Source organism: Ignavibacteriota bacterium, from assembly GCA_016707525.1.
GTDB lineage: Bacteria > Bacteroidota > Ignavibacteria > UBA10030 > UBA6906 > JAGDMK01.
Genome location: JADJHP010000011.1, coordinates 1 through 22,919, shown reverse-complemented (window position 1 = coordinate 22,919; position 22,919 = coordinate 1). Strand labels below are relative to the sequence as shown.

The following is a 22,919-nucleotide window of genomic DNA, read 5'->3' as shown; positions in this document are numbered from 1 at the left end:
TCAGACTTTCCAGACTCGATTCAGGACCCGATAGAGTGTGCCCATGTCCTTTCCCGTTGTGATCTCCATTTTTGCCGGCGCCATTTTTCTGGTCGCAGGCTTGATCTACATGGTCCTGCGTTCCCCACGGACAACGACCTCGAGTGATGTTTTTACATCAGGTACCATGTGCAAAGGGTATGTCCTCCAGGGATTCCTCAAACGCGGAGGTATGGCGACCATCTATCGTGCAGCGGATGCCACCACCGGTGCTCCGGTGGCCTTGAAGGTCATGCACACGACGTTGATGGATGACCGGGATCTTGTGGATAAGTTCCTAAACGAAGGAGAGCTTCTGGCGCTGATCAATCAACGCCATCCTGATGCCCCGGTGGTGAAAGTGCTTAATCATGGATATGGCGACGGGGAATTGGACGGCCGCCCGTTCATCGCTCTGGAGTTGATCACCGGGAAGGATCTCGATGACTACATCCGCGAGGGCAAGCGCTTCACGGCTGCGGAGACGCTGCAGATCATTCATGCAGCGGCTGCCGGACTCGTTGCCGCCCATGCCGAATGCACATGGCATCGGGACATTTCACCCGGCAACGTGATCGTGAGTACGCGAGGCGGTCAGATCTCCGGGGTGACACTCATCGACTTCGGTGTAGCCAAGCATGAATACCTGAGCTCAAAGACACCCGATGGTTCCATCCACGGTGCCCCGCCCTTCATGTCGCCCGAACAATGCCGGAGCGAAGAGATCGACGGCCGGAGTGACATCTATTCTCTCGGCATCCTGGCCTTCACATTGCTCGCCGGGCAGCCGCCGTTCATGAGTCGCAACCCGCTCGAGATCATGCGCATGCATGAACAGATGCCGCTGCCTCCCTTACCTGCGGGTGTCCCTTCCGATCTGGGAGACCTCATGGCCGACATGCTCGAAAAATCGAGGGAAGACCGCATTCAGACCATGACGGAAATACTTGACCGCCTGACCGTCATGCTTGAAGAACGGGGTGTATCCCCGCTGATTACCGGGGGGGAAAGCGAAGGCCCTGAAGCCTTCGCATGGACTGCCCCGACCTGGGTCAGGACCGGGATCCCTCGCTTCGTGGTATCCCTGCGTGAGTTTTTCCACCGGAAGGATGAGGGTGCGGATGATTCGAAGGGCGAAGAATGGTCCCCTTCCTTGTCAGAGCGTTTGGCTGCGTGGGTCGGACGTCAACCGAAATGGAGGATTATCACGGTGGCGTCGGTCCTCGTGTTGACATTGGTGACGAGTGCGATCGTCGCGCTGCAACGGTCCGGCGATGAGTTCTCGTCGGACCATGCGGCAACACTTGTGTACGACCCTGAACAGGGTCCATTTGCATGGGTGGACACAGTAGACGGCGACTTCTTCGCGGCGATCACGATCGACGCCACGATGTGTGGCGATAGCGTGGGGGTCGCAATAGGTGAACTCGGATCTGAAAAGTATCACCGACTCATCCTGAACACAGGTCAGTGGACCTATGAACGCATGGCTGGACGTCGTTCGTCGATACTCTCTCAAGGGATCGGCGAACGCGGTGCGGCCGACACCCGGCATGACATCATGGTCCATTGGATCAACGGGTATCTCTACGTGACAGTCGATGGAAAGAGTGAGTTCACCGTGGAACAGGTATCACGTTATGGCGGGGGGAAGCACATTGGCATCTGTGCCTCCACAGCATGTCAGATCCCTTATACGAGCAAAATCTTCCCTGTCATGTACCACTAGCGGGAGTATTCCATGCGACTATCTCCGTGGTTGTGCGTCTGTGCACTCGTTCTGGTGTCGGGGTGCGGAAGCGGGTCGGGCGTGGGCATTGATTCCAGCCCGATTCTCCGGAGGCCGGAGAAGTTGGTCGATCTCTGGCTCCAGTGGAAGTACCCGGACTCCACGATCGTCTACGACCAGCTCCTGCGGGTACGGCTGGATAGCGCCGATATCGTTGAATTGAAAGAGCCTTCGCTGCAGGTCTTGGGCGTCAGAACAGGGCGACACATTATGACAACGTACACGGAGGATGGTAGGCGTTTCGGCTGGCCACTCCGTGTTGACTCTACGTCAAAGAGCCACACCATCATTATTCCACGCTGGGATTCGACAGTCGTGAAGCCGCCCATCACGGATACGACAACCGTGGTGCCTCCACCAATACGCTACGTTGACCCCAAGATGACAATTCCAACGAAGTGAAAATGATAACCGATCGAACACCATTCTTCCGATTCTTGGGCACCAGAGATCATGCGATCGCGGTCACCTGTGTCGCTGCCATTTGTCTGTTGAGCGTGACCGGTTGCAAATCCCCTACGCGGTCACGGATACCCGTGGAACTCCATGGCGTTGGTCATGCGCAGACGGTTCTTCTGATCAACGGCAAGCAGTATGATGGAACACTCACCGAAGGCAGGTCGGTCATCGAGGTTGAAGCTCGAAGTGGCGAGGCGGTGACACTGGACCTGACCGTGGGAACCCAACGATTCTATCGGACCGTCGTTGCGGGTGATGTGGAGGAGTTCCTCCCGGTGGTCTTCAGTTTCAATGGCTCTACGGGAGGAGGAGACGGCGACCCGCGTGATTCAACCGCCACAGGTGATGATGACGATTCCACCGATGCGGATTCAATAATAGTGAAACCACCACCACTGCAACTTGGCCGCCTCGAAGTGTCCGAGGAAGTGGTATTCGAGAAGACAGAGACCTCGGAAGATGCTTCAGAAGAGTTGACCCTCCGGAACTCGGGTGAGGCCGACCTGAAGATCCACTCTGTACGAATCACCGGTGACGATACCAGAGAGTTCGCCATCCAGAGTGACGCCGCATTCACGATCCCTGCGGGCGGAGAGGCGATTGTCCACCTGACATTCAAACCGCTTGAAAGCGGGATACGGAGCACAACGTTGGAGATCGCCAGCAGCGATCCGTCCACAAAGAAGAAGGGTCCGAAGAAGATCGCCCTGAAGGGTGAGGGGTGGACCAACAAGGGATTCGATCACGTGTCGGCTTTGCAGGAGGCCCGAGATCTGCTGGAACAGAGGAAATATGCGGATGTGGAGGCACGGTGTTCGGCTATCCTCAGGGTGCGGCCGCTTGATGGGCGTGCCTTCTTCATGCGCGGGATCGCACGCTTCAACCTGCAGGAACTCCCGGGTGCCGAATTCGATCTCAAGCAGGCGATCAAGAACCGCGGCCAGGTTGCAACCGCCGTCGACCGCGCCCAGTTCACGTGTGATGCGCAATATTTCCTGGCCCTTTCGGCGACGAACCAGTTCAGCCGTTCAGAGCAGGAGCAGACCCCGGCCCGCGCAGTGCAGATCAGGAACCTGTGGATGGACTATCTTGGCATGGCCGATGAGTGCACCCCCAATATGGATCGCAAACAGAATGCACAGTATCACATCAAAATGATGGAGGACTTCAAGTGAAAGCCGCTCCTCTGGTCATCGTCACCATGTTTGCCGGCGTCTGGGGTCTTTCCGCCGGACCGCTGTCATCCGCATGTCCGGCCCAGACCAGTCCTTCGAAGGCCGAAGTCATCGGCTCGACACGCGAGTACGGAATCCGTGGCGAATTGGCCAACACCCATCCCGCTCCCGGTGAGTCCGGAGCATTCACATTCGAATCGATCGAGGGAGCACAGTGGCAGCACCTCTGGTACGTGAGTGGTCCCGGCAATCCTCCACGTCAAATCTCTCCGCGCGACTCGAGCGATGAATACCAGGCTGAAGCGGACGGCGAGATTTCCTGGTGTCCCACGCGCGGTGCAGATGGGCATGGGTTCGTCTTCGTCAGCACCGGGATGGACGGGAACAGCGATATCTATCTTGGCAACACCGGGGATTCCGTCTTCGTGCGGTTGACACGTGACGGCGCTTCTGAACAGCATCCCCGGTGGTCTCCGGACGGGCGGGATCTGGTGTTTGTGTCGGGCAGGTCAGGCAACGGCGATCTCTACGTTCTCCCGAACGCATCTCGGTACTTTGGCCTGCTCAGGGAGAACCGGGCAGGCGGACGGGTAGAGGCTAGTACTGGAGCACGGTCGAAGGTCGTCGACAGTGACGCCGAAGGTGCCCTGATCAGACTCACGTCGAATCCCGACGTCGATACATCTCCTGAGTGGTCACCGGCCGGTAGATGGATCGCGTATCAGGCCCATGTCAATGAAGCCGGCGGGCGCAGCACCGACATTCTCATTCTGGATCCTCGTGATCCCAAGCGCTCACCGGTGCGGATGACCAGCACGCCGGATCAGGACGAGATGCTGCCCAGTTGGGCACCGTCGGGTACCGGACTTGCCTTCTATCGTTCCCGGACGGGTTCAGAGCGTGATCCCGCTTCGACAGTTGCCCTTATCTACCAACGTTTCGATTCGCTTTCCGGCTGTGCGATACCGTTACCTCAAAGCCACGAGGCTACGGTGATCGATGAGAGCGTTGTGAAGAATGTGACTTCATGTTCCCCGGTCTGGCTGGCAGGGCGACAGGTCATTCCATATCTTCGGCAGCGGGGACGCGAGACCACAATGGAAGTGGCAGAGATCCATGCGAAGGGTGCTGTTACAGTCAAGGATATACAGGTCGCCGGTCTTCCGAGCCCGATTCAGCACCGATATCTTGATGTCGCATCTGACGAGCGGGCCACATCATTGGTGGTGACGAGCTATGCCGAGCGGGACTATGTCATTTACAGAAGCCGGTTCGACACTCCCGTGGCTATGGCAAAATCGACATCCGTTTCAGATCCTTTGCCTCGTGTTTCTCCGGGTTTTGTCTTTGGACTTACAGGGATCTTATCGACACCGGCCCCCTGGCTTTGGCCTGATGAAATCCTCCCCGGCTTTGGTCTCTTCATGGAGGCATCTCGAGGGTATCTGTTTTGTACCGGCTCTGTGCCGACCTTTTTTTCGATCCGCTGGACGCTCGCACAGGTCGATCTTGCGAAGGGTGGTGGGAACTCTGCTTTCGCGGGGGCCAATGAGTTCCTTGCATCGATCAGTTGGCGATTCCGCGTCTGGGATCTTGCGGTGTATCCATATCTGGGAACAGGTTTGACGATCTTGTTCAACTATGATGGCGGTAGAACAGCTGCCAATATTCCATTTGGCTGGCCTCTCGCTGCTGGAATGCAACTTGAACTGTCCGAAAAAATGAGTCTGGATGTTACAGCGTGCCACACGGCAATGAATCCGGAGATATTCACAGACAGAAGTTCGACAAATCCCAAGCACAATTTCCTGGACTTCAGAATATCGTTGGCGTTTCGACTGCCATCTGCTTCCAATCAGGGTCTCTCCGAATGATGAACGCAAGGCGCGTCTTCTGTTGGATACTCGTCGTGTTGACCTGGGCCGGGAGCCTGTACGGACAGAATCCGCGTCAACAAGAAAAGCGGTACCTGCCGTACGCGACAAGGATCGCGCAAGCTGAGTCACGGCTGCCATCCGTAGCCGGGGCACAACGGGCATCACTTCTTGATTCGCTGTGCCGGCTGTACTGGCTCCAGGCCGAACTATATGGGGAGATGTGGCGGGCTTCAACGATCGTTCTGCGGACGTATCTCGAGTTCAGCGATTCGATCAATACGCTCGACCCCGTGTACACGATGCATCTGGGAATGATATATGTCGAGGGGGGGGACGGTCAAAAAGCCGTGAAAGCCCTCCAGAAAGCGATCCAGATGAGGGGGGTATCGCCGGCAAACGCTGCCGTCGCAAAGGCGTGGCTTGGGGCGGCACATGTGCTTGAAGGTTCAAAGGAAAAAGGGCGGGCGGCATGGGATGAGTGCGGCAAGGCCTCCCCCGATGTGAGGTTTGAAGCCCGCTTTCTTGCTGCCCGCTTCGATCCGGAATGGTATAAGAGGGCGGGACGGGCTGTCGCGTCCGGCAACCAATCGCGGCGTGTGCAGCGGAGCCTCGCGTACATCGCCTGCGTTGCCGGCGACCTGACCACTGCAAGGAAGCTCTCGTCGACACTTGATCCAGCGCTCCCACTCTATGTGGAAAAGAAGGGAACGCTCGAAGAGCGCTCGTTGTACGATCCGGCGATGCTGGCAGTGATGCACAGAGTGGCGATCGAACTTTGTGGATCGTATGCGGAGGAGCTGAACACCCTGCCGGGTGCAAGTTCTGAGCAGAAAGCGGCATCGTTACTCTACATGGGTATGGTCAGCTACGAGCGGGGAGATTGGCAGCGATCGATCTTCCAGCTCCGTGCGTCATCGGATGCCAACGCCCGTGCGTATCTCGCTGCAGCACTGGTCCATGCCGGTAACCGTGCAGAAGCAGAGAGGGAGATACAGTTGTGCCTCGGCTCATCGGGACCAGAGGCCTGGTCGACGCTGAGCGCACTGCTTGTGCGGGCCGATGTCCAGGAGTACCATCGTCATGCGCTCGCAGCAGCACAGAATGCCGTCGATGCAGTCCTGGAAGCGAAGAAGAAAGATCATCGTGTGCCCCAGCAGTTCTTCTCGAATCTCGGGCTGGCGTGCGAGACTGTCGGCCTCATGGAAGATGCGCTGGTCGCCTATCACCGTGGATGGAACGCCGCAAAGGCATCTGATCTGGTAGCCAATGATCCCGTTTTCCTGGTACGGCATGCGACATGTTACGTGACGGCATTGCATCTACGCCAGTTGTCCACGGCCATCGGATTGATGTCACATATGCGGGATGTGTACCCGGAATCCAAGGCGATAGCGGAACCAATGAATTCACTGAACACCCTTACCAATGCGACTATCGACAACGAAGTGAAATTGAAGGTTCATTGAATCTGGAGGATCGCGGTCATGCGGCTGTCTTGCACTCTTTCGCTTCTCATGCTCATGGTTGCAGGCAGTGCCTGGGGCCAATCCGCTTATCCGCGTGGTGGTACCCTGACATACTGCGAGGGGAGATTGCCTCGCACGTTCGATCCGATCACGGCATCGGAGGACATGGAGAGTGTCCGGCTGTCGCGGCTGTTGTATGAGGGCCTGTTCCAGGTGGACATCAGCAAGGCGGTCCGACCGGGTATTGCACAACCGACGCGCTTCCTCCCCGACGGAAGACGCATGAGCATTGCCCTGCGGTCCGGCCTGAAGTGGTCTGATGGTGGGGAGATCACGGCGCAGGATGTCACGTCAACCTTCGAGGCGATGAGGCGTGCGACCAACCGGAATCTGCAGACGAGGGTTGCCGATATCGTGTCCGTTCAGCCCACCGGAACCTATGACCTGCTCATTACGTTTCGCAGCATCATCGACCGGCGAAACATGCCAAAATTACTTGCGTTTCCCATTCTCCCCCGTCACAAACTCCAGGAACTCCCCCTGACCGTACGAAGTGACATCGCTGTCCAACCGGTCGGGTCGGGGTTCTACAAGTTTGTTGGCCGGGATGCAAAGACGATCCACCTTGAAGCCAATGAACAATACCGAAAGCGGGGTGGCAATGTCGAAGGACCGTACATCGACAAGATCAGTATTCTCCATATCCCGGACGCTGCATCGCAGGTCGATCACATTCGCCTTGGCAAGGTCGATATCCTTGTGGAGGTGCCGCCATCACAGATCGCGATCCTGAACGCCGAGGGTATGAGCCTCCCGGACTATGAAAGTCTTTCTTTTGAGTTCCTTGCGATCAACCATACGAATCCACTCCTTGCCATTCGGGAGGTGCGTCAGGCCATGGAATACGGGTTCGACCGCGACAACATTCTGACGAGAGTGTATCAGCGGAAGGGAACTCTTGTTGCGGGACCCTTTCCTCCGTACCTGAAATCGTACTCGTTGGATGTCCCTCCCTTTGAGTATAATCCGGAAAAGGCCATCGGACTTCTGACCGGGGCCGGTTTACCACGATTGGAAACGGAGGAATCCGACAGGACGCGGCTGGCCGGCGTCTCGAATTCATCATTGTCTGGCCCAAGCCGGTAGGCACCGCAAATATGAACATACAGGTGCTGAACCAATTCATTTCGGACATGAGGAAAATCGGCATTGAGATCACTCCCCGGGAACTGGGAGATGATAGCTACCGTGATGTTGTCCTCTACAAACGGGACTTCGATCTGGCGTTTGCGACATTCGTCTACAATGAAGTAGGAGTGGTGGAACCGATGTTCAAGTCCACCAATACCGAGCCCGGCCAACTCAACTTCATTTCATACAAGAACAAGGATGTTGATGCCCTTCTGGATGAATATGAGCGGAACGATGGCCGCGCCGAGGTTCTGGATAACATCAATAAACGGCTCGCCCTCATCCTCCGCGACGATTGTCCGTATCTGTTCCTCTGGTCGCTGCAAAAGACGGCAGCGGCCCGGCCGCGCGTGCACAATTTCATTACCACGGTGACACCGTACTCATTCTTCGACTATGCGAACAGATGGTATCTGGCAGACTGAAAAAGGCGTCAGATCTCGCTGGGGGGATCGCCGGACTTATTATTCGTGCGTTTCTCCAGTTTGCCCTTGCAACATTCCTCCTCTTCCTGTTGTTTGGAGGCGGACGAACAGCACCATCGGAAGAACACGGCCTGTTCGGGGAAATGCAACAGGTCCGTGAAAAAGTATCCGTCGGTGGCGTAGCTGCAAACTATGGACGATGGCTGCTGGGGGTTGTGACATCGCTGGACCTGGGACACTCAGACCGGCAGAACCGAACGGTACGCGAGATCATCCTTGCAGGGCTTCCGCTCACCCTGGGCGTGAGTCTTGGGGCCATGCTTGTCGGCGCAGGCATTGCGATACCGCTCGCCTGGCGTGGTGCGCTCTACCCTGAAAGCCGTGGTATCAGACTTGCGTCCCACACACTCATCTCAGTCTCCGTTCTTCCCGTCTTCTTTGTTGCCGCCATCATGCGGACTCCCTGGATCAGATACTGCGATATCCCCACGTTTGGAACCGGTCTCCTTGCATGTTTCGGATACTATGGCATCCCGGTCGTGATCCTCGGGGTCTTCGATGGGACGCTTGGTGACCAGGTCAAGCAGATCCGGGAAACGTTCATCCTGATTCTTCGCGAGCCTTTCATTGTGGCGGCCCGGGCCAGGGGTGCCAGCGTGCGCCGGCACGTGTTTCGCGCATCCGCCGTGTCCGTCCTGGCGATCTTCTCCTCCCGGTTTACCTTTGCGCTGGGGGGCGCATTAATCGTCGAATATGTCTTCCTGAGAGACGGCGTGAGCCTCATCGCGCTGGACGCGCTACTCTATCGCGACAGAACGGTGATCCTTGCCGTGGGGGTGATCTTTAGTGTTCTCGGTATTGGCTCGGAGCTCCTCCATCGGATCGTTCTGTTCATTGCGGATCCCCGCGCGCGGTCAGGGGGAGGGAAGAGTCCGGCATGAGCCGCTGGAAGTACTCGCTGAAGGGCTCCTCCGGAAACGCTGGAGCTGCCGCATCGCTGCCCGGTCGTTGGTCGACGCTTGTTGGAGGCGTGATGGTTCTGTTCTTCATGACGGGCGCATTGTTCGGCAACTATGGCTACGATCTGGGCCTCTATCCGTACTCGCCGGCGTTTGGTATCGCGAATGACGACTACGCGGAAGCACCACCATCATCCGGTGTCGTGCGGTGGTTACTTGATCATCAGGAGGATTCCATCGATCCGATACCTGAAGAATTCCACCTGCTCGGGACGGACCAGGCCGGGAGGGATGTGTTCATTCAGGTCCTGCATGGTGCATGGACGTATTTGCTGCCTGGCATCGCGGTTGCAGTCCTCATGCTTGCGATCGGGATCCCGCTCGGAGCAGCGTCGGGGTATGCGCCATCGTCCGTGGCCGGCTCGACCGCTTCATTCCTTATCGCCCTCATGGATTCCTTCCCGCGCCTCATTGCATTGATGGCCGTCTTCATCCTTTTTGACTTCGACCTTCCAGCGCTCGTACTCGGGCTCTCCGTCTTCAACGCCTCTCGCGTTGCGAGCATCGTGAGGGCGCGCGTGGCGGGACTGGTGAACACCCGCTTTGTCGAGGCCGCGGAGGAACTCGGGGTGAGCAGGTTCCGTATCATTGCACATCGTTTGATCTGGCTCAATTGTCGGCATGCCCTCGCGATACAGATGATCTACGGAATGGCGAGTCTCATCCTGGTAGAAGCGACGTTCACCTATCTCAATGTCGGGACGGAGGTCGGGCAGACGAGCTGGGGACGCATGATCCTCGAAGGCATGGGGGGGGGAGGGTTCAATCACAAGATCGACGCGGGGATCTACTGGCAAGCAGCCCCACCATCCTTCGCCATTGTTTGGACACTCCTTGGTTTCTATCTCCTTGCGGATGGTCTCGAGCGCAGGCTTCATGCAAAAAACCCGGGGTCGCGATGATGGCGACAGCTCCTCCAAACGGTTCGCTGCTCCGCATCCGGGACCTGCGGGCGATGTTCGCGGTTGATGGCCGGCTGGTACGCGCGGTTGACGGGGTTGATCTCGACGTAGCCCATGGCGAGACCGTTTGCCTCGTGGGAGAATCCGGATCGGGAAAGACAGCAACGGCACTCTCAATCCTCGGCCTCTCCTCAGGCCACCCGGGAATCGTGGACGGTAGTATCCGATTCGATCGACGGGAACTGCTGGCGGGATTGAGCGATTGTTGTTCATCGGCAAGAACGGACGGTTGGTTGACCATAAACAAAGACGTCCGGAAGTGGGACCGCATCGCAACTACGAACCTGCGCGGGGTCCGCGGGAAGAAGATCGGCATGGTCTTTCAGGACCCGGTGGCATCACTCAGTCCCTACATGACGATCGGCCATCATCTCGCAGAATCTCTGCGCATGCGGGACCCTGCTCCACCGCATGCCGAATGCCGGCACCGTGCTGTACAGTTGCTGGAGCAGGTCCGGATCCAGGATCCTGAACGCGTACTCGATGCATACGCGTTCGAACTCAGTGGCGGGATGTGTCAAAGAGCAATGCTGGCGATTGCCCTGGCTTCCGATCCTCTGCTGCTCATCGCGGATGAACCGACAACGGCACTGGACGTCACGACGCAGCTGGAGATACTCCAACTATTGAAGGAATTGCGCCGCGAGAAGGGGATCTCACTCCTGCTTATTACGCATGACCTCGCCCTTGCCGCGACCATGGCAGATACCATTGCCGTCATGTATGCCGGCCACGTCGTCGAGCATGGCCCGGCGGGATCATTCCTTCGATCACAGGGAGCGCATCCCTACACACGGGGGTTGTTTGAAGCGGGACAGGCCGGCCGGAACGGCATAAAGAAGTTCTCGTTCATCGGGGGTTCTCCACCCGATTCTTCCGCAGTCCATGCCGGGTGCAGGTTCGCCCAACGGTGTTCACGCAAGTCGGCTCTGCCTGACGGTGGCGCACACTGTGAAAGCCAGCCTCCGCCAAAGGCGACGATAGGAGACGGCCTACGTTGTTCGTTGCTGGGACATTCCCGGAAATGATCCGTCGGTCCCTCCACAGGCATGAGGTCCAAGGGATGTTCCTGCAAGCGCAAAACGTCGTAAAGGTTTTCAAGCACCGCGGGTGGTTCCCGGGAGCCGCATCCGTACGTCCGGTCATTGCCGTTAACGGGATCTCGATGATGTTGGAGAAGGGCGGCTCCCTCGGGATCATCGGGGAGAGTGGAAGCGGCAAGACCACGTTGGCCCGGATGCTGTTGGGTCTCGTGCTGCCGACCTCTGGCCTGATCCAGATCGAAAGCGGCCAAAATGATCCGCGCCAGCAGGCACAGTGGATGCGTCGCAATTGCCGGATGATATTTCAGGTCTCGATGCTGCGTTGAACCCGGGAATGACCGTGCGTCAGATCGTCGAGGAACCGCTCAGGGTCCACACAAGTCAATCCAAACGGGATCGATCTGCGATCGTTCACCGTGTTCTCGAGGAAGTGCACCTCCCCGCGGCCATCCTGGATGAATACCCATACGCTCTAAGCGGCGGCGAGAAGCGGCGCATCTCCATTGCCCGTATCCTCTCTTTACCTCCGCAATTACTCATTGCGGATGAACCTGTGTCTTCTCTGGATGTCTCGATCCGGGGAAGGATCCTGATGATGCTCGACCGTATCCGGCGCGAACTCCATACCACGTTGGTGGTCATCTCGCATGATCTCGCCGTTGTGGAGCAGATCTGTGACCGCGCGGCGATCATGCACAAGGGCAGCATTGTCGAAGAGTGTTCTGCGGCAGCACTTGCCCGGGGAGCACTGTCGCATCCCTATTCACGGGCTCTCTACTCCTCGTCGCTACGCATCGTCAACGACAGACGAATCGACGTCATGAATTCCTGAATCAGTCGCCGTATCCCGGTTGGTGCCCCGGCACCCGCCGGGTACGAATGCCTTCCAGAGCAGGAGGTCCTATGAGAACCGCAGCCATCGTTGCATTCGTCGCGATCTTCGTGACGTGCACTGCACGTGGCGCAGTCCCTGCCGGAGACCACCCCGACCTCCGGCGTGATGGGAACATCGTGACGACAGCCATTGCCACCGAGAATGGAACGAGAATGCTCGGGGTGAATGCCGGATTCCTGGATGGGGCGAACGAGACGAAGTTATTTGGCCGCAATCGGCCGACCACACTCTGGAGCGACAAGCGCAGAACGGAATGCTATGAGTTCAGTCTGCGGATAGCGTGTCAAATGCCCCTCCTCACCGGGGTCATGACAGACGTGGATGCGCAGGAGATCCTACAGGAGATGGGATTCATCGCAGGAGAGGGGTCGGCTGTCGCCGGGGCGCTGGATGCCCTGAAGTACAACTATGTGTCGTCGTCGACGTGGGCGGGACGTGCGAGCAACGAAATCAGCACATGGATGAGGAAGATCAATCCGAGAACCGTCCGCGGATTGAAGATCACACCACGCAATCTCGTCCACATAAGCGAAGCTCTTGCCACCGTGGAAGGTGTCGCCATGGCCGCGGATTTCGCGCTTGGAGCAGCGATCCAGGAGGCGCTGGCTGGTGACCTTGCGCTGGCACGGCTTGATCTGATAGAACAGATCATAGATCGACGGCGGCGGGCTGGTGCCGAGGTGGATCCGGCGATCCGTCCCGCGCTCGCACGCGTGAGGGAGAACCTGGACCGTTCTAAGGACTATTTCGGAGCCCTTATCACCGAGCTGAACGATCGCAAGGGCGACGTTACGAAGATCGGCATCAGTGCGATCCTGGAAGTAACGAAGGCAGATGCAGTCCGGTTGCTCACCAAATACTATGTGCATCATGCCGTGAAGGCCGCGGCAACAAAAGCCGCAACGGTTGCAGGCCTCTGGACATGGTCGCTCATGCTCACGTATGAGACGATAGCGACGATCCTGGAACAACACCAGCAAGCTCAGATCGCCGTCACCTCAACGAGCCTGGCGCTCCTCCTTGAGGAGGAGATCACGAAAGGCCGGCTCGCTGAAGATGAGACCGTCTGCGGCTTGCAGCGCCAGCTGGAGTATTCCTACTATGATCAAATGGTCGATGCGTGCAGCGGGATTGCACAATTATGGTATGATCTTGTCACCAGCGGATTCTCCCGGGGCCCATATGCCGAAGCACGCGATGAATTCACGAGGCTGCGTGGTCTGACCCGCGACGCCCTGCTGGCGTGCACACCTCCGGGTTCCGGTAGTTCGGACGCCAATCCTCAAACAGATCCATAACACTGGGGCTCATTCTCGATTCCTCCGGCAGCATGCAAATCAATGATCCCGGAGACAGCCGCAAGTGGCCGCTTCCACGATCATCGAAAGACGGCTGGGAATGAAGGGGTCTTTGTGGTGGATTTCGACGACCGGTCACGATGGTTGAACAGCGGCAATTGGGAAAACTGGGATCGCGCATCGTTAAAGAATGCCGTTGCCTCGATCAATTCGGATGGTGGGACCAATGTCGGAGGCGGGCTCCAGGAGATGCGAACGGCAATGGAGGGCATCATTGCCGAAGGCGACCGGACAGGGATCCTGCTTCTCTCTGACGGTCTCGGGGACTATGCAGGGCAGGCACAATGGTTTGCGGACCGCCACATCCCTATTCACACCATCAGTTTTGTCGGAGAAGACAATGCCCGCCTTCTTCAGGACATCGCCAACCTGACCGGGGGCGAGTACATGAAGGCGAATTCTGCGATGGATATCGTGCAGGCGTTCACCATCTTCTTCACCCGTCTCACCGGGCAGAATCTGTTCTGCCGGTATGAAGGATCAATCAAGCAGGGGCAGCGGCTCCAGAGAGATCTCTGGATCGAGCCGGGGACTTCGAGTGCCATGCTGTTGTCATGGCCCGGCAGTACGATCGGCCTGACGCTGCAGTCTCCCGACGGAAGAATACTATCGAATGGAAACGGAGCGGGAGAATGGATCACTGGAGATCGCTATGTCATGGTGAGGCTCGATAAACCGGCGGCCGGAAAGTGGCGTGCGACCCTGGAGGGGGTTCAGGTCTCACTGGGCGGTGAACCATTCAGCTTCGAAGTGAACGGAGATTCTCCACACGCCGTCAGGCTCAGAGACCTGACAGCAGAGCGCGGGGTTCCCACGTTCACTATTGACTTCGGTAGCTGGCCTGGCATCGCGCAACCAGCGCCTCCAAAGGTAACGCTCACCACTCCGCGAAGTATTGTTACGGACATCTCTCCACAATTCAAGAACAGGAGATCGTGTTCATTCCTTCAGATGGAAAGGGGAGCTATCGGGTGGACATTGCTCTTCGCGGGAATGACGCCCGCGGCCTCACGTATGAACGGGTGTTAACGAAATCGATCCTCATCAGCGATGACGTTCCTGTCAATGCCGCTGTCATCAGCGAAGTCTTCGGCCGGTATGTACGCGCACCTGCCGGAACGCTTCGCGGGAACAGGCCGGGGGTTCGCTGCCAGATAACCGGTGCCGGTGCGGATACGGCGGGAGTTCATGCGGTCGGGCATGTCATCAATGTGAAGGCCAATGAATGTACGGTTGAGATTCTCAAGGTTTATAGCACACGCCTGCCTCGTTCCGGGGACGTGGTCATCCTGAACATTGAGGATTGGAGCGCTGACAAGGTGTCTCCCGCACAAAGGTAATCCGATTGGTCAAAGCAACATTTCAGCATCGAAGAATGACAGAGGTTTCATTTCCTGGCTCCTGGCCACCGTTCTTGCAGGGTGTGCCCGGCAAGGCTGCATCAAGTCTGACCGATCGATCATGGGAGGAAGAATATGACGAATACGCACGTGCTTAGGATCGTTTCCTGGATCTTGATCGCCCTCTTCGTCCTGGAGTTGCCTTCAGTGGGCACTGCCGCAACCATGGGTGGTGTAAAGGTCATGAATGTAAACGCTGATCTGCGGGATGGGGTGGCTGTCGTGACGTATGATCTGATCGGCGGACCGTCGGACACATGCAACGTCGCCCTGGTGATGATGAATGCCGAGGACCTGGGATTCCAATATGTGCCCACGCACGGAGTTCTGGGAGCCGTTGGACCGGGCCAGATCCCAGGCATTGACAAAAAAATCACCTGGGACTTCCAGCAGGAGTTTCCCGATGGTCTGCCGGATGGCCAGTTATACTTTGTCATACGAGCAGAGGATCTGCCCGCCCGCTCCGGCGGCTCGAATTTCTGGTGGTACGCAGGAGGCGCAGGCGCGATCGGAGCGGGGGTAGTGCTTTATCTCCTTCTGGGAAAAAAAGGACCTGTGATTATCGAGAATCCGGACAGGGGCTTCCCCGCGGAGCCGCAACGGCCATCGGTGACGGGCTACTAAGTTCCGATGATGATTCTTCCCTCCGGAATGACGGATCAACTCTCATGAGGATGCACATGGGCTACTTGGCACGCTGTTCCCTTTGGGCACTGCTCCTTCTGGCGGTGCCTGCCGTCCATGCACAGACTGGCAGCCTCCGTGTCCTTGTTCGTGACGCAATCCCCGATTGGGGTTCCCCTGGCGTCGGTGCTCGGGTCGTGTTGTTCACTAGCGGTGGGAGCCTCATCGGGGAGGCGACAACCACCACCGAGGCATCAGAAGTTACATTCCTGCGTGTGCCCGCTACTTCCGGATATCAGTACTGGGTCTATGTCACCCAGACCAAATACCCGAACATATGGGGGGAGGCCTATTGGGGCCGCAAGACCGGCATCACCATAATGAACGGTGTAACAGTGGTGGACACATTCCGGCACAACACACCGATCATGCCGGGGTTGGCGGTGTATGATAACAATGATGTTGAGCTCAAAGCGATGAGTAACCGGGTACTCCAACCGGGAGTGCCAATTCGATTTGAACTTACTCTGGAGAACCCGGCGAATGCCGGAGCGACGGTCGTCAATGTCTACGCGAAGACGTATATCGACCGGAATTGGTCGAGGGCGATTGATGATACCGCCCAATCGTCGGTGTACTCGCTGAGTGTGGGATCCAGAACCATATGGTATTTCACCCGAACCACCCCGTCCGACCCGGGTATATATGCGTTTGCATTCGGTGCGTTTGCCACCGGACCCGGCTACAGCGACAGGCTTACCGATGGATCGAACTGGCACGATTCGGTTTTCATCATCCAGGCCCCTCCTGTCTTGACTTCAATCTCTCCTACCGTCGTCGATGCCGGTGGCCCGGCGATCTCATTGACCGCTTATGGGTCTGGCTTTGTCCCCGGGTCCGTGGTCCGATTCAACAGCAGTGACCGTATCACCCGTTATGTGAGTAGCACGCAACTCGAAGCCGCGCTTACCAGCGCGGATCTGGCAGCGGTTTCAGACTATACGATCACAGTGAACAATCCGGCTGCCGGCGGAGGAACATCATATGCCCAACCCTTTCGGGTGCAATATCCCGCTCCGCAGCTCAACCAATTGTCGCCGCCAAGCAGGGTCGCTGGAAGCACCGGTTTTACGCTGAGCGTAGACGGGACCGGGTTCTTTTCAACTTCTGTGGTCAATTGGAATGGCGGGTCCAAGTCGACCTCATACACGAGCGGCACCCGGTTCTTTGCCGGTGGAGATGGACCGACCTCCCGTTCAACTGACCATGGAGCAACCTGGACCTCCATTTCCAATGGATTGCCCAGCACATGGGTGTACGCATTTGCCCGGACGAACTCCAGAGTCTTTGCCGCCACGTATTCGGGCGTGTTCGTCACCACAGACGAAGGCACGAACTGGAGCTCTGCTGGCCTGGCAAGCATGGATGTGGAGGCTCTTGCGGTGAGCGGGGTGTATCTTTTGGCCGGGACATACACCAGTGGTGTCCGTTACTCCACAAATGCAGGATCGACCTGGTTCCAATCAGATCTCGCCTCAGAAGCCGTCCGTGCGCTCATGGCTGTGGGAAATCTCGTTTTCGCCGGCACGAAGAACGGCGTGTATGTCTCGACAAACAATGGCGTGAATTGGACCCAAAAGAGCTCGGGACTTCTGAACACCGATGTCAGGGCATTCACGGTCATCGGAGGGACCGTCTTTGCAGGGACTGACGGTGGTGGGGTGTACCGGTCAACGAACAGTGGGGCGACTTGGACCTGGTCATATGCGGCTGGCATCAATGCGAGTGCCATTGCGCTTACCGCGGTGGGCGACTACCTTTTCGCTGGATCGTATGGTGTTGCCGGCGGCGTCTATCGGTCAACGAACGGCGGTACATCCTGGGTTGCAACCAGCACGTCAGTGGGCAACTGGATCCAATCGCTGGCCGCTTACGGTGGAAGGTTATATGCCGGAACTGATGCCGGTGTGTATGTATCAACCAATTTCGGAGTAACCTGGACGAAAGCAGGTTCTCCGGTGACAAAAATTCTCGCACTGGATGTGAGCGGGGGAAGGCTTGACGCAACAATCTCTTCAACAGATATCGCTTCCCCCGGGGACTACGACGTCACAGTCACCAATCCCGTGCCGGTTGCGGGTCCCTCCGGGAAACTGACCTTCAGAGTGGATCCGGCTTCGCTTGCGATCAGTACGGCTTCACCGTTACCAGCGGGGACAACCGGGGTGACCTATACTACGACCGTTGCTGCGAGCGGTGGTACCCTGCCGTACTCCTGGTCTCTGTCGTCTGGTGCTCTCCCTACGGGCCTGTCTCTTACTCCTGCAACAGGAGTGATAAGCGGCATCCCGATAGCGGGTATTGCACCGGCGTCATTCCAGATCCGCGTGACTGACAATGCCGGCGCGCATACAGAGAAAGACCTCTCACTATCGATCTACAATCCGGCACCTATTATCTCAAGTCTCTCGCCTTCGTCAAAGACAGCAGGTGAAGCAGGATTCCCCCTGACGGTGTACGGGACGGGATTCATCAACGGCAGCATCGTTCGCGTCAATGCATCTGACCGCACGACGGAGTTCGTGAGCAGCACACAGTTGACGGCCACGATACTCACGGGGGATATCGCATCGGCGGGGAATCTATCGGTCACGGTCTTCACCGGTATTCCTGGCGGAGGATCGTCCGATCCCCCGGCAACGCTTACGGTGAATCCAGTCGGACTGGCGATCACGACCTCCACGCCACTCCCCGGAGGAGTCGTAGGGACCGTCTATTCGACGACCCTGGGTGCAAGTGGAGGCACACCTCCCTATAGCTGGTCGCTCGCGTCAGGGACATGGCCTTCAGGTCTGACGATGAACTCCAGTGGGCGAGTGACTGGTACCCCACGGCCGCGGTCGATGGGAGGTTACTTACCATCACGGTGACGGACAATGCGTCGCGATCGACATCGAAGGATTTCACGATAACGATCGGCAATCCCAGACCCGTCATCACCAGCCTATCGCCATCATCGAAGACAGCGGGTGAAGCAGGATTCCCCCTGACGGTGTACGGGACGGGATTCATCACCGGCAGTATCGTTCGCGTCAATGCATCTGACCGCACGACGAAGTTCGAGAGCAGCACACAGTTGACGGCCACGATACTCACGGGGGATATCGCATCGGCGGGGAATCTATCGGTCACGGTCTTCACCGGTCTTCCTGGCGGAGGATCCTCCGATTCCCCGGCAACGCTTACGGTGAATTCGGTCCCAGTGTCGATCACTACTGCCACAGCGCTCCCGGGGGGTGAGACAGGGATCGCATATTCTACGATACTGGCTGCAACTGGAGGGACGCCGCCGTACGACTGGTCACTGAGCTCAGGAGACCTCCCTCAGGGGCTAACCCTCTCAGGCTCCGGCGCGATCAGTGGTATCCCGGCCACGGCTGCAGCACCGGCATCGTTCCGGGTTCGTGTGACCGACTATGCGGGGTCGTACGCTGAGAAGGATTTTTCGATATCGGTCTTGAATCCCTTCCCGGTCATTACCAGCATCGTGCCCTCGGAGAAGGTCGTGGGTGAGCCCGCCTTCTCTCTTACGGTTAACGGTTCCGGGTTTGTTCCAACTTCACAAGTGCGGTACAGCGGCGGAGTCCGAACAACATCGTATGTCAGTGCCACCCAGGTGATGGCATCGATCAGCGCTGACGACGTCGCTGTAACGGGAGTACAGGCAATCACGGTTTCCACACCCGCTCCTGGTGGAGGGACTTCCACTCCTCCGGCCGTCCTCACCATTGCGCTTCCGGTTACTCCTCCGAGGATCACGGTGCAATCAACGTGGAGTTTTCCTTCGCGCACCCGCGCTGATGCTTTTGCACAGGCCGATTATCGACTCGTTGGTCTGCCGGGAGACAGTACGATACCCGTGACTGCGATCCTTCGCGGCACGCCGGAAACCGATTGGCGGGTGGCCTGGGACAATGGCACTTCCACCAACTATCTTGTTCGGCATTCGAGCACAGCTCCGCTGTCATTTGGGTTGGGCAAGAGTTATTGGATCCTTTCCAAAGCCAACGTTACCCTCGATCTTAACCTGCCGGCGGTCACGGTGAATAACCGCAACCAGGCTGAGATCCCGTTGCACCCTGGCTGGAACATGATCACGAATCCGTTCTCCGGCAACGTCCAATGGTCGACGGTGGTGGCAGCAAACGCCGGAATTGAAAATGCGCTATGGTCATTTTCGGGAGCGTGGAGTACGGGCACCCAAATGATCCCCTACATGGGATACTATTTCCACAATGGGCAGGCATTGGGAGCCTTGCGGATCCCGCGGCCCGGTGCTCTTCCCAAAGCCGCGGTGAATACTGACCACTCCGTATTTGCCTGGAAAGTGGACGTTGCCCTCAAACAGGCAGACATCGTTGATTCCGACCTGTCGTTTGGGGTTTTTCGTGATACGGCTCAAAGGCCAGCGCCGCTTCATAAGCCCCGCGGTCTTGCAGGGATCCCAGAGACATTCTTCCGGCGGACAGACATTGATCCGGCGTATCCCGACTTTGCGACGGATTTCCGATCTCCTTCCTCGGAGGTTGAGGCTTGGGAGTTCCGTGTGACAGGGGTACAGGGAATTGCGAGCTCGCTCACGTTCCGCGGACTAGCCGCGGTTCCACCGAATGTACGCGTGGTGCTCTATGATGAGCAAGCTGAGACGCACAGAGATCTTCGCGACGACAGTGTGTACGCAATCACACTCCATCTCCCGGAGTCAGGATACCGGGTGCTTGCCGGAGAGCAGGAAGCTACTCAGAAGCTTCTTGATCTTCTGGCACCGCAAATATTCTCTCTGGGTCCGAATTTCCCGAATCCGTTCAATCCGCGCACTACAATACCGCTTGTGATCCCCACAATGACCCAGGCTCAGGTGGAGGTGTTCTCCATTCTGGGAGAACACGTTGCCACGCTCCATCGCGGCTCCATCGAGCCAGGCCGCCATTGGTTGGAATGGGATGGACTGAACAGCGATGGAAAGCCCGTCAGCTCAGGGATATACATGGTGAGGGTACGTACGGAAGATGGGAAAGCCGCGGTACTTAGGGTTGCATTGGTGCGATAGACCGATCATTATCGTTGGCATAGCGTTCGCGAACCGAACACCGATGAGAAAGTTCTGTACCCATGTTCCACCGAGTCTGCGGGTCGATGAGTCCGGCGGTGTCGTGTTCACGATGTGACCTCCGTCTACAGTAAACACCGATCCCGGCAACTGCCTTCCATGGGCTACCGGGATCGGTGCTTCTACGTTTCCGGATATGCGATGGTGTAACCCGCTAGCGCAGCAGCATAAGCCTCCGTGTCATTACGAACGGACCCGCATCCACTTTGTAGAAGTAGACCCCGCTGGGCAGGCCCGTAGCGTTGAACGCGACGCTATGGTACCCTGGATCCCATTCCGCATCCGTCAGCGCTGACACCATTTCTCCGAGTGTGTTGTATACCGATAGCCGCACCCGCGAGCGTTCCGGGAGTCCGAAGGTGATTGTCGTGGATGGGTTGAACGGGTTCGGATAGTTCTGTGCGAGGATCCATGACCCGGGCACCCCCTGCGTGAGAAGAGAGACGCCGGTGGTCGATCGCATGAAGTGCGCCTTGATGCTGTATGGGCCCCATCCCACGGGGTTGTGCGCGCGGACGCGCCAGTAGTAGCCCGTGTTCTTCGTCATGGTGCGCAGCACGGTGGTCGTCGGTGATCATCGAATCGATGGCCGTGAGCGTGAATGTCGAGTCGATGCTGTACTCAAGCCAGTAACGGTCGACGAGCGGCGCAGCGGATCGCCACCGTAACCGGAGGGTATCAGCGTTGACCACGGCATTCTGCGCGGGGAGCAGAAGTGTCACCATGCCGGGGAGGGGCATGCCGGTGGAGAACTTCCATGCGGCGGAATTGGCGCTGATCCCCGTTGCGGCGTTATAGGCGTTCACACGCCACCAGTAGGAGGTGAGATGCGAGAGCGTGTGCACGACGTTGAACGTATCTGTCGTCGGAAGATCGCTGAGAAGCAACCCTGTTGCGAACGTGGAATCGGTCCCGAGCTGGAGGTGGAATGATGAAGCACCGCTTGGCCTGTTCCACCGCAGCGTGACCGGGGTGTCCAAGGCTGTGGTCATGTGTGGTGGTGCGATGAGGAGCGGGACGGCAGGGTCGGTTTCCTTCGTCCGGAACAACCAGCGCGGGGACCATGATCCGTACACACCGGAGGCCTTGCTCCGTACATGCCAGTAGTAGGTCCGCGCGTACGACAACCCGGCTGCCGTCTTCACGGTGTCGGTGCCGGTGGTGTCGTTGAGCACCAGCCCGGATGTAAAGGCTGTGTCCGTCGCGACCTGGATGTGGAACGATGTCACGCCGGCAGGACGCGTCCAGCGTAGCTCCGCCTGGACCGGCATCTCCGTTGTACCGTTGGAAGGTGCGAGCAGGGTTGGCGGTGTTGTGCTCACCGTGTACATGGGGCCGGACCAGCCGTTTCCATCGGTGATCAGCGGTCCTTCGGAGTACACCGCTCCTGCGCCTCCACTCAGAGAATAGCTGCCGGCCAGTGCCGTGGTGGTGAGCATGGAGATCGTGCGCGACTGTCCGACGATGTAGTTCTCCGCGGTGCTCGTGAGCTTCACGTCGTATGGTGCGGTCCGGTCCCGGTCAAGATAGACCATGGCAAAGGCCTCCGCGGCCTCGGCATCGGTGACGTCGGGATTGGTGACATCCAGTTCGATGCGGAGCACGGTGCCAACAGGGAGGTCCTTCGGAACAGGAGGATCAAGCGGCAGGAGTTCGTTCGTGGCATTGACATACAAGCGCACCGCGGAGAGGAGTGGTGTGTTGTGGGTATGCGACACGAATTTCGTGGCGTCGGGGGAGACCACAATGTGGTCTCGCCATCCCCAGTATTGTTCTCCCCATGCCGTGGCAGGAGTGTTCCGTACCTCAAAGGCATACATGCCGGTGGGCAGGCTGGGGAAGAGAGCCACGGAGTACTCGTCGGCGTACTTCTCTGCCACGAGCGCCCATGAGTCATTGTAGAGTTTGACCTTCGCGGTCGGTCCGGTCAGCCAGCCGAGGAACTCCTTGTAGAGTGTGATGCTCAGTGCCCCGGTCGTACTCATCGCTTTCTTGTATAACCCGGTGTTGGTTCCTACGTAGATGGCATTGTCATTGACGAGAATGTC

Annotated in this window: 18 protein-coding genes; 16 read left to right on the top strand and 2 right to left on the bottom strand. The window is 57.8% G+C overall.

Annotated features, from left to right (window positions below; genetic code table 11):
- Positions 1-43 precede the first annotated feature (43 nt).
- The 13 genes from IPI01_16685 to IPI01_16625 all read left to right on the top strand — a co-directional run bounded on the left by IPI01_16685 (position 44) and on the right by IPI01_16625 (position 14,706).
- Entirely contained in the window at positions 44-1,747 is a 1,704-nt protein-coding gene (locus IPI01_16685) for a serine/threonine protein kinase (GenBank protein MBK7259402.1), read from the top strand.
- Between the two features lie 596 nt (positions 1,748-2,343).
- The gene (locus IPI01_16680; protein MBK7259401.1) at positions 2,344-3,441 is read left to right on the top strand and encodes a choice-of-anchor D domain-containing protein; all 1,098 of its coding nucleotides are present in this window, start codon (positions 2,344-2,346) and stop codon (positions 3,439-3,441) included.
- Complete coding sequence (locus IPI01_16675; GenBank protein MBK7259400.1) at positions 3,438-5,315, top strand: PD40 domain-containing protein; 1,878 nt, start codon at positions 3,438-3,440, stop codon at positions 5,313-5,315. Before IPI01_16680 ends, IPI01_16675 begins: the two co-directional genes overlap by 4 nt.
- Positions 5,312-6,784: a hypothetical protein gene (locus IPI01_16670; protein MBK7259399.1), complete on the top strand. Its 1,473-nt coding sequence runs from the start codon at positions 5,312-5,314 to the stop codon at positions 6,782-6,784. Before IPI01_16675 ends, IPI01_16670 begins: the two co-directional genes overlap by 4 nt.
- Positions 6,785-6,910: 126 nt before the next feature.
- Entirely contained in the window at positions 6,911-7,930 is a 1,020-nt protein-coding gene (locus IPI01_16665) for an ABC transporter substrate-binding protein (GenBank protein MBK7259398.1), read from the top strand.
- An 11-nt stretch (positions 7,931-7,941) separates the two neighbouring features.
- Entirely contained in the window at positions 7,942-8,400 is a 459-nt protein-coding gene (locus IPI01_16660) for a hypothetical protein (GenBank protein MBK7259397.1), read from the top strand.
- A complete protein-coding gene (locus tag IPI01_16655) occupies positions 8,382-9,341 on the top strand; it encodes an ABC transporter permease (GenBank protein MBK7259396.1) in 960 nt (319 codons plus the stop codon). Before IPI01_16660 ends, IPI01_16655 begins: the two co-directional genes overlap by 19 nt.
- Positions 9,338-10,321, top strand: a complete 984-nt coding sequence (locus IPI01_16650) for an ABC transporter permease (protein ID MBK7259395.1) — start codon at positions 9,338-9,340, stop codon at positions 10,319-10,321. The genes IPI01_16655 and IPI01_16650 overlap by 4 nt, the downstream gene beginning before the upstream one ends.
- Positions 10,318-11,409 (top strand): ABC transporter ATP-binding protein, encoded by a 1,092-nt coding sequence (locus IPI01_16645; protein ID MBK7259394.1) that lies wholly within the window; start codon positions 10,318-10,320, stop codon positions 11,407-11,409. Before IPI01_16650 ends, IPI01_16645 begins: the two co-directional genes overlap by 4 nt.
- A 35-nt stretch (positions 11,410-11,444) precedes the next feature.
- Positions 11,445-11,750, top strand: coding sequence for an ATP-binding cassette domain-containing protein (locus IPI01_16640; GenBank protein MBK7259393.1), 306 nt, complete (start codon positions 11,445-11,447; stop codon positions 11,748-11,750).
- Positions 11,751-11,758: 8 nt separating this feature from the next.
- Positions 11,759-12,256: an ATP-binding cassette domain-containing protein gene (locus IPI01_16635; protein MBK7259392.1), complete on the top strand. Its 498-nt coding sequence runs from the start codon at positions 11,759-11,761 to the stop codon at positions 12,254-12,256.
- A gap of 71 nt (positions 12,257-12,327) precedes the next feature.
- On the top strand, positions 12,328-13,617 hold the full coding sequence (locus tag IPI01_16630; protein ID MBK7259391.1) for a hypothetical protein: 1,290 nt from the start codon (positions 12,328-12,330) through the stop codon (positions 13,615-13,617).
- A 42-nt stretch (positions 13,618-13,659) separates the two neighbouring features.
- Complete coding sequence (locus IPI01_16625; protein MBK7259390.1) at positions 13,660-14,706, top strand: hypothetical protein; 1,047 nt, start codon at positions 13,660-13,662, stop codon at positions 14,704-14,706.
- Here IPI01_16625 and IPI01_16620 read toward each other — a convergent pair.
- On the bottom strand, positions 14,703-14,867 hold the full coding sequence (locus IPI01_16620) for a hypothetical protein (protein MBK7259389.1): 165 nt from the start codon (positions 14,865-14,867) through the stop codon (positions 14,703-14,705). The genes IPI01_16625 and IPI01_16620 overlap by 4 nt on opposite strands.
- 285 nt (positions 14,868-15,152) lie before the next feature.
- On the opposite strand from IPI01_16620, the gene IPI01_16615 reads away from it, so the two are divergent.
- The 3 genes from IPI01_16615 to IPI01_16605 all read left to right on the top strand — a co-directional run bounded on the left by IPI01_16615 (position 15,153) and on the right by IPI01_16605 (position 20,811).
- Entirely contained in the window at positions 15,153-15,701 is a 549-nt protein-coding gene (locus IPI01_16615) for a hypothetical protein (GenBank protein ID MBK7259388.1), read from the top strand.
- 197 nt (positions 15,702-15,898) lie between these two features.
- Positions 15,899-18,631 carry a putative Ig domain-containing protein gene (locus IPI01_16610; GenBank protein ID MBK7259387.1) on the top strand — a complete coding sequence of 911 codons (2,733 nt, stop codon included), beginning with the start codon at positions 15,899-15,901 and terminating at the stop codon, positions 18,629-18,631.
- Positions 18,632-19,167: 536 nt separating this feature from the next.
- Positions 19,168-20,811 carry a T9SS type A sorting domain-containing protein gene (locus IPI01_16605; GenBank protein MBK7259386.1) on the top strand — a complete coding sequence of 548 codons (1,644 nt, stop codon included), beginning with the start codon at positions 19,168-19,170 and terminating at the stop codon, positions 20,809-20,811.
- A 214-nt stretch (positions 20,812-21,025) separates the two neighbouring features.
- On the opposite strand, the gene IPI01_16600 is transcribed toward IPI01_16605, so the two are convergent.
- Complete coding sequence (locus tag IPI01_16600; protein ID MBK7259385.1) at positions 21,026-21,295, bottom strand: T9SS type A sorting domain-containing protein; 270 nt, start codon at positions 21,293-21,295, stop codon at positions 21,026-21,028.
- Between the last annotated feature and the right edge of the window lie 1,624 nt (positions 21,296-22,919).

Coding starts and splice junctions, on each gene's coding strand:
- IPI01_16630 (MBK7259391.1), top strand. CDS start 12,328: ATGAGAACCGCAGCCATCGTTGCATTCGTCGCGATCTTCGTGACGTGC.
- IPI01_16615 (MBK7259388.1), top strand. CDS start 15,153: ATGACGAATACGCACGTGCTTAGGATCGTTTCCTGGATCTTGATCGCC.
- IPI01_16660 (MBK7259397.1), top strand. CDS start 7,942: ATGAACATACAGGTGCTGAACCAATTCATTTCGGACATGAGGAAAATC.
- IPI01_16635 (MBK7259392.1), top strand. CDS start 11,759: ATGACCGTGCGTCAGATCGTCGAGGAACCGCTCAGGGTCCACACAAGT.
- IPI01_16625 (MBK7259390.1), top strand. CDS start 13,660: ATGATCCCGGAGACAGCCGCAAGTGGCCGCTTCCACGATCATCGAAAG.
- IPI01_16685 (MBK7259402.1), top strand. CDS start 44: ATGTCCTTTCCCGTTGTGATCTCCATTTTTGCCGGCGCCATTTTTCTG.
- IPI01_16650 (MBK7259395.1), top strand. CDS start 9,338: ATGAGCCGCTGGAAGTACTCGCTGAAGGGCTCCTCCGGAAACGCTGGA.
- IPI01_16655 (MBK7259396.1), top strand. CDS start 8,382: ATGGTATCTGGCAGACTGAAAAAGGCGTCAGATCTCGCTGGGGGGATC.
- IPI01_16640 (MBK7259393.1), top strand. CDS start 11,445: ATGTTCCTGCAAGCGCAAAACGTCGTAAAGGTTTTCAAGCACCGCGGG.
- IPI01_16620 (MBK7259389.1), bottom strand. CDS start 14,867: ATGAACTCCCGCCGTATCCGCACCGGCACCGGTTATCTGGCAGCGAAC.
- IPI01_16670 (MBK7259399.1), top strand. CDS start 5,312: ATGATGAACGCAAGGCGCGTCTTCTGTTGGATACTCGTCGTGTTGACC.
- IPI01_16645 (MBK7259394.1), top strand. CDS start 10,318: ATGATGGCGACAGCTCCTCCAAACGGTTCGCTGCTCCGCATCCGGGAC.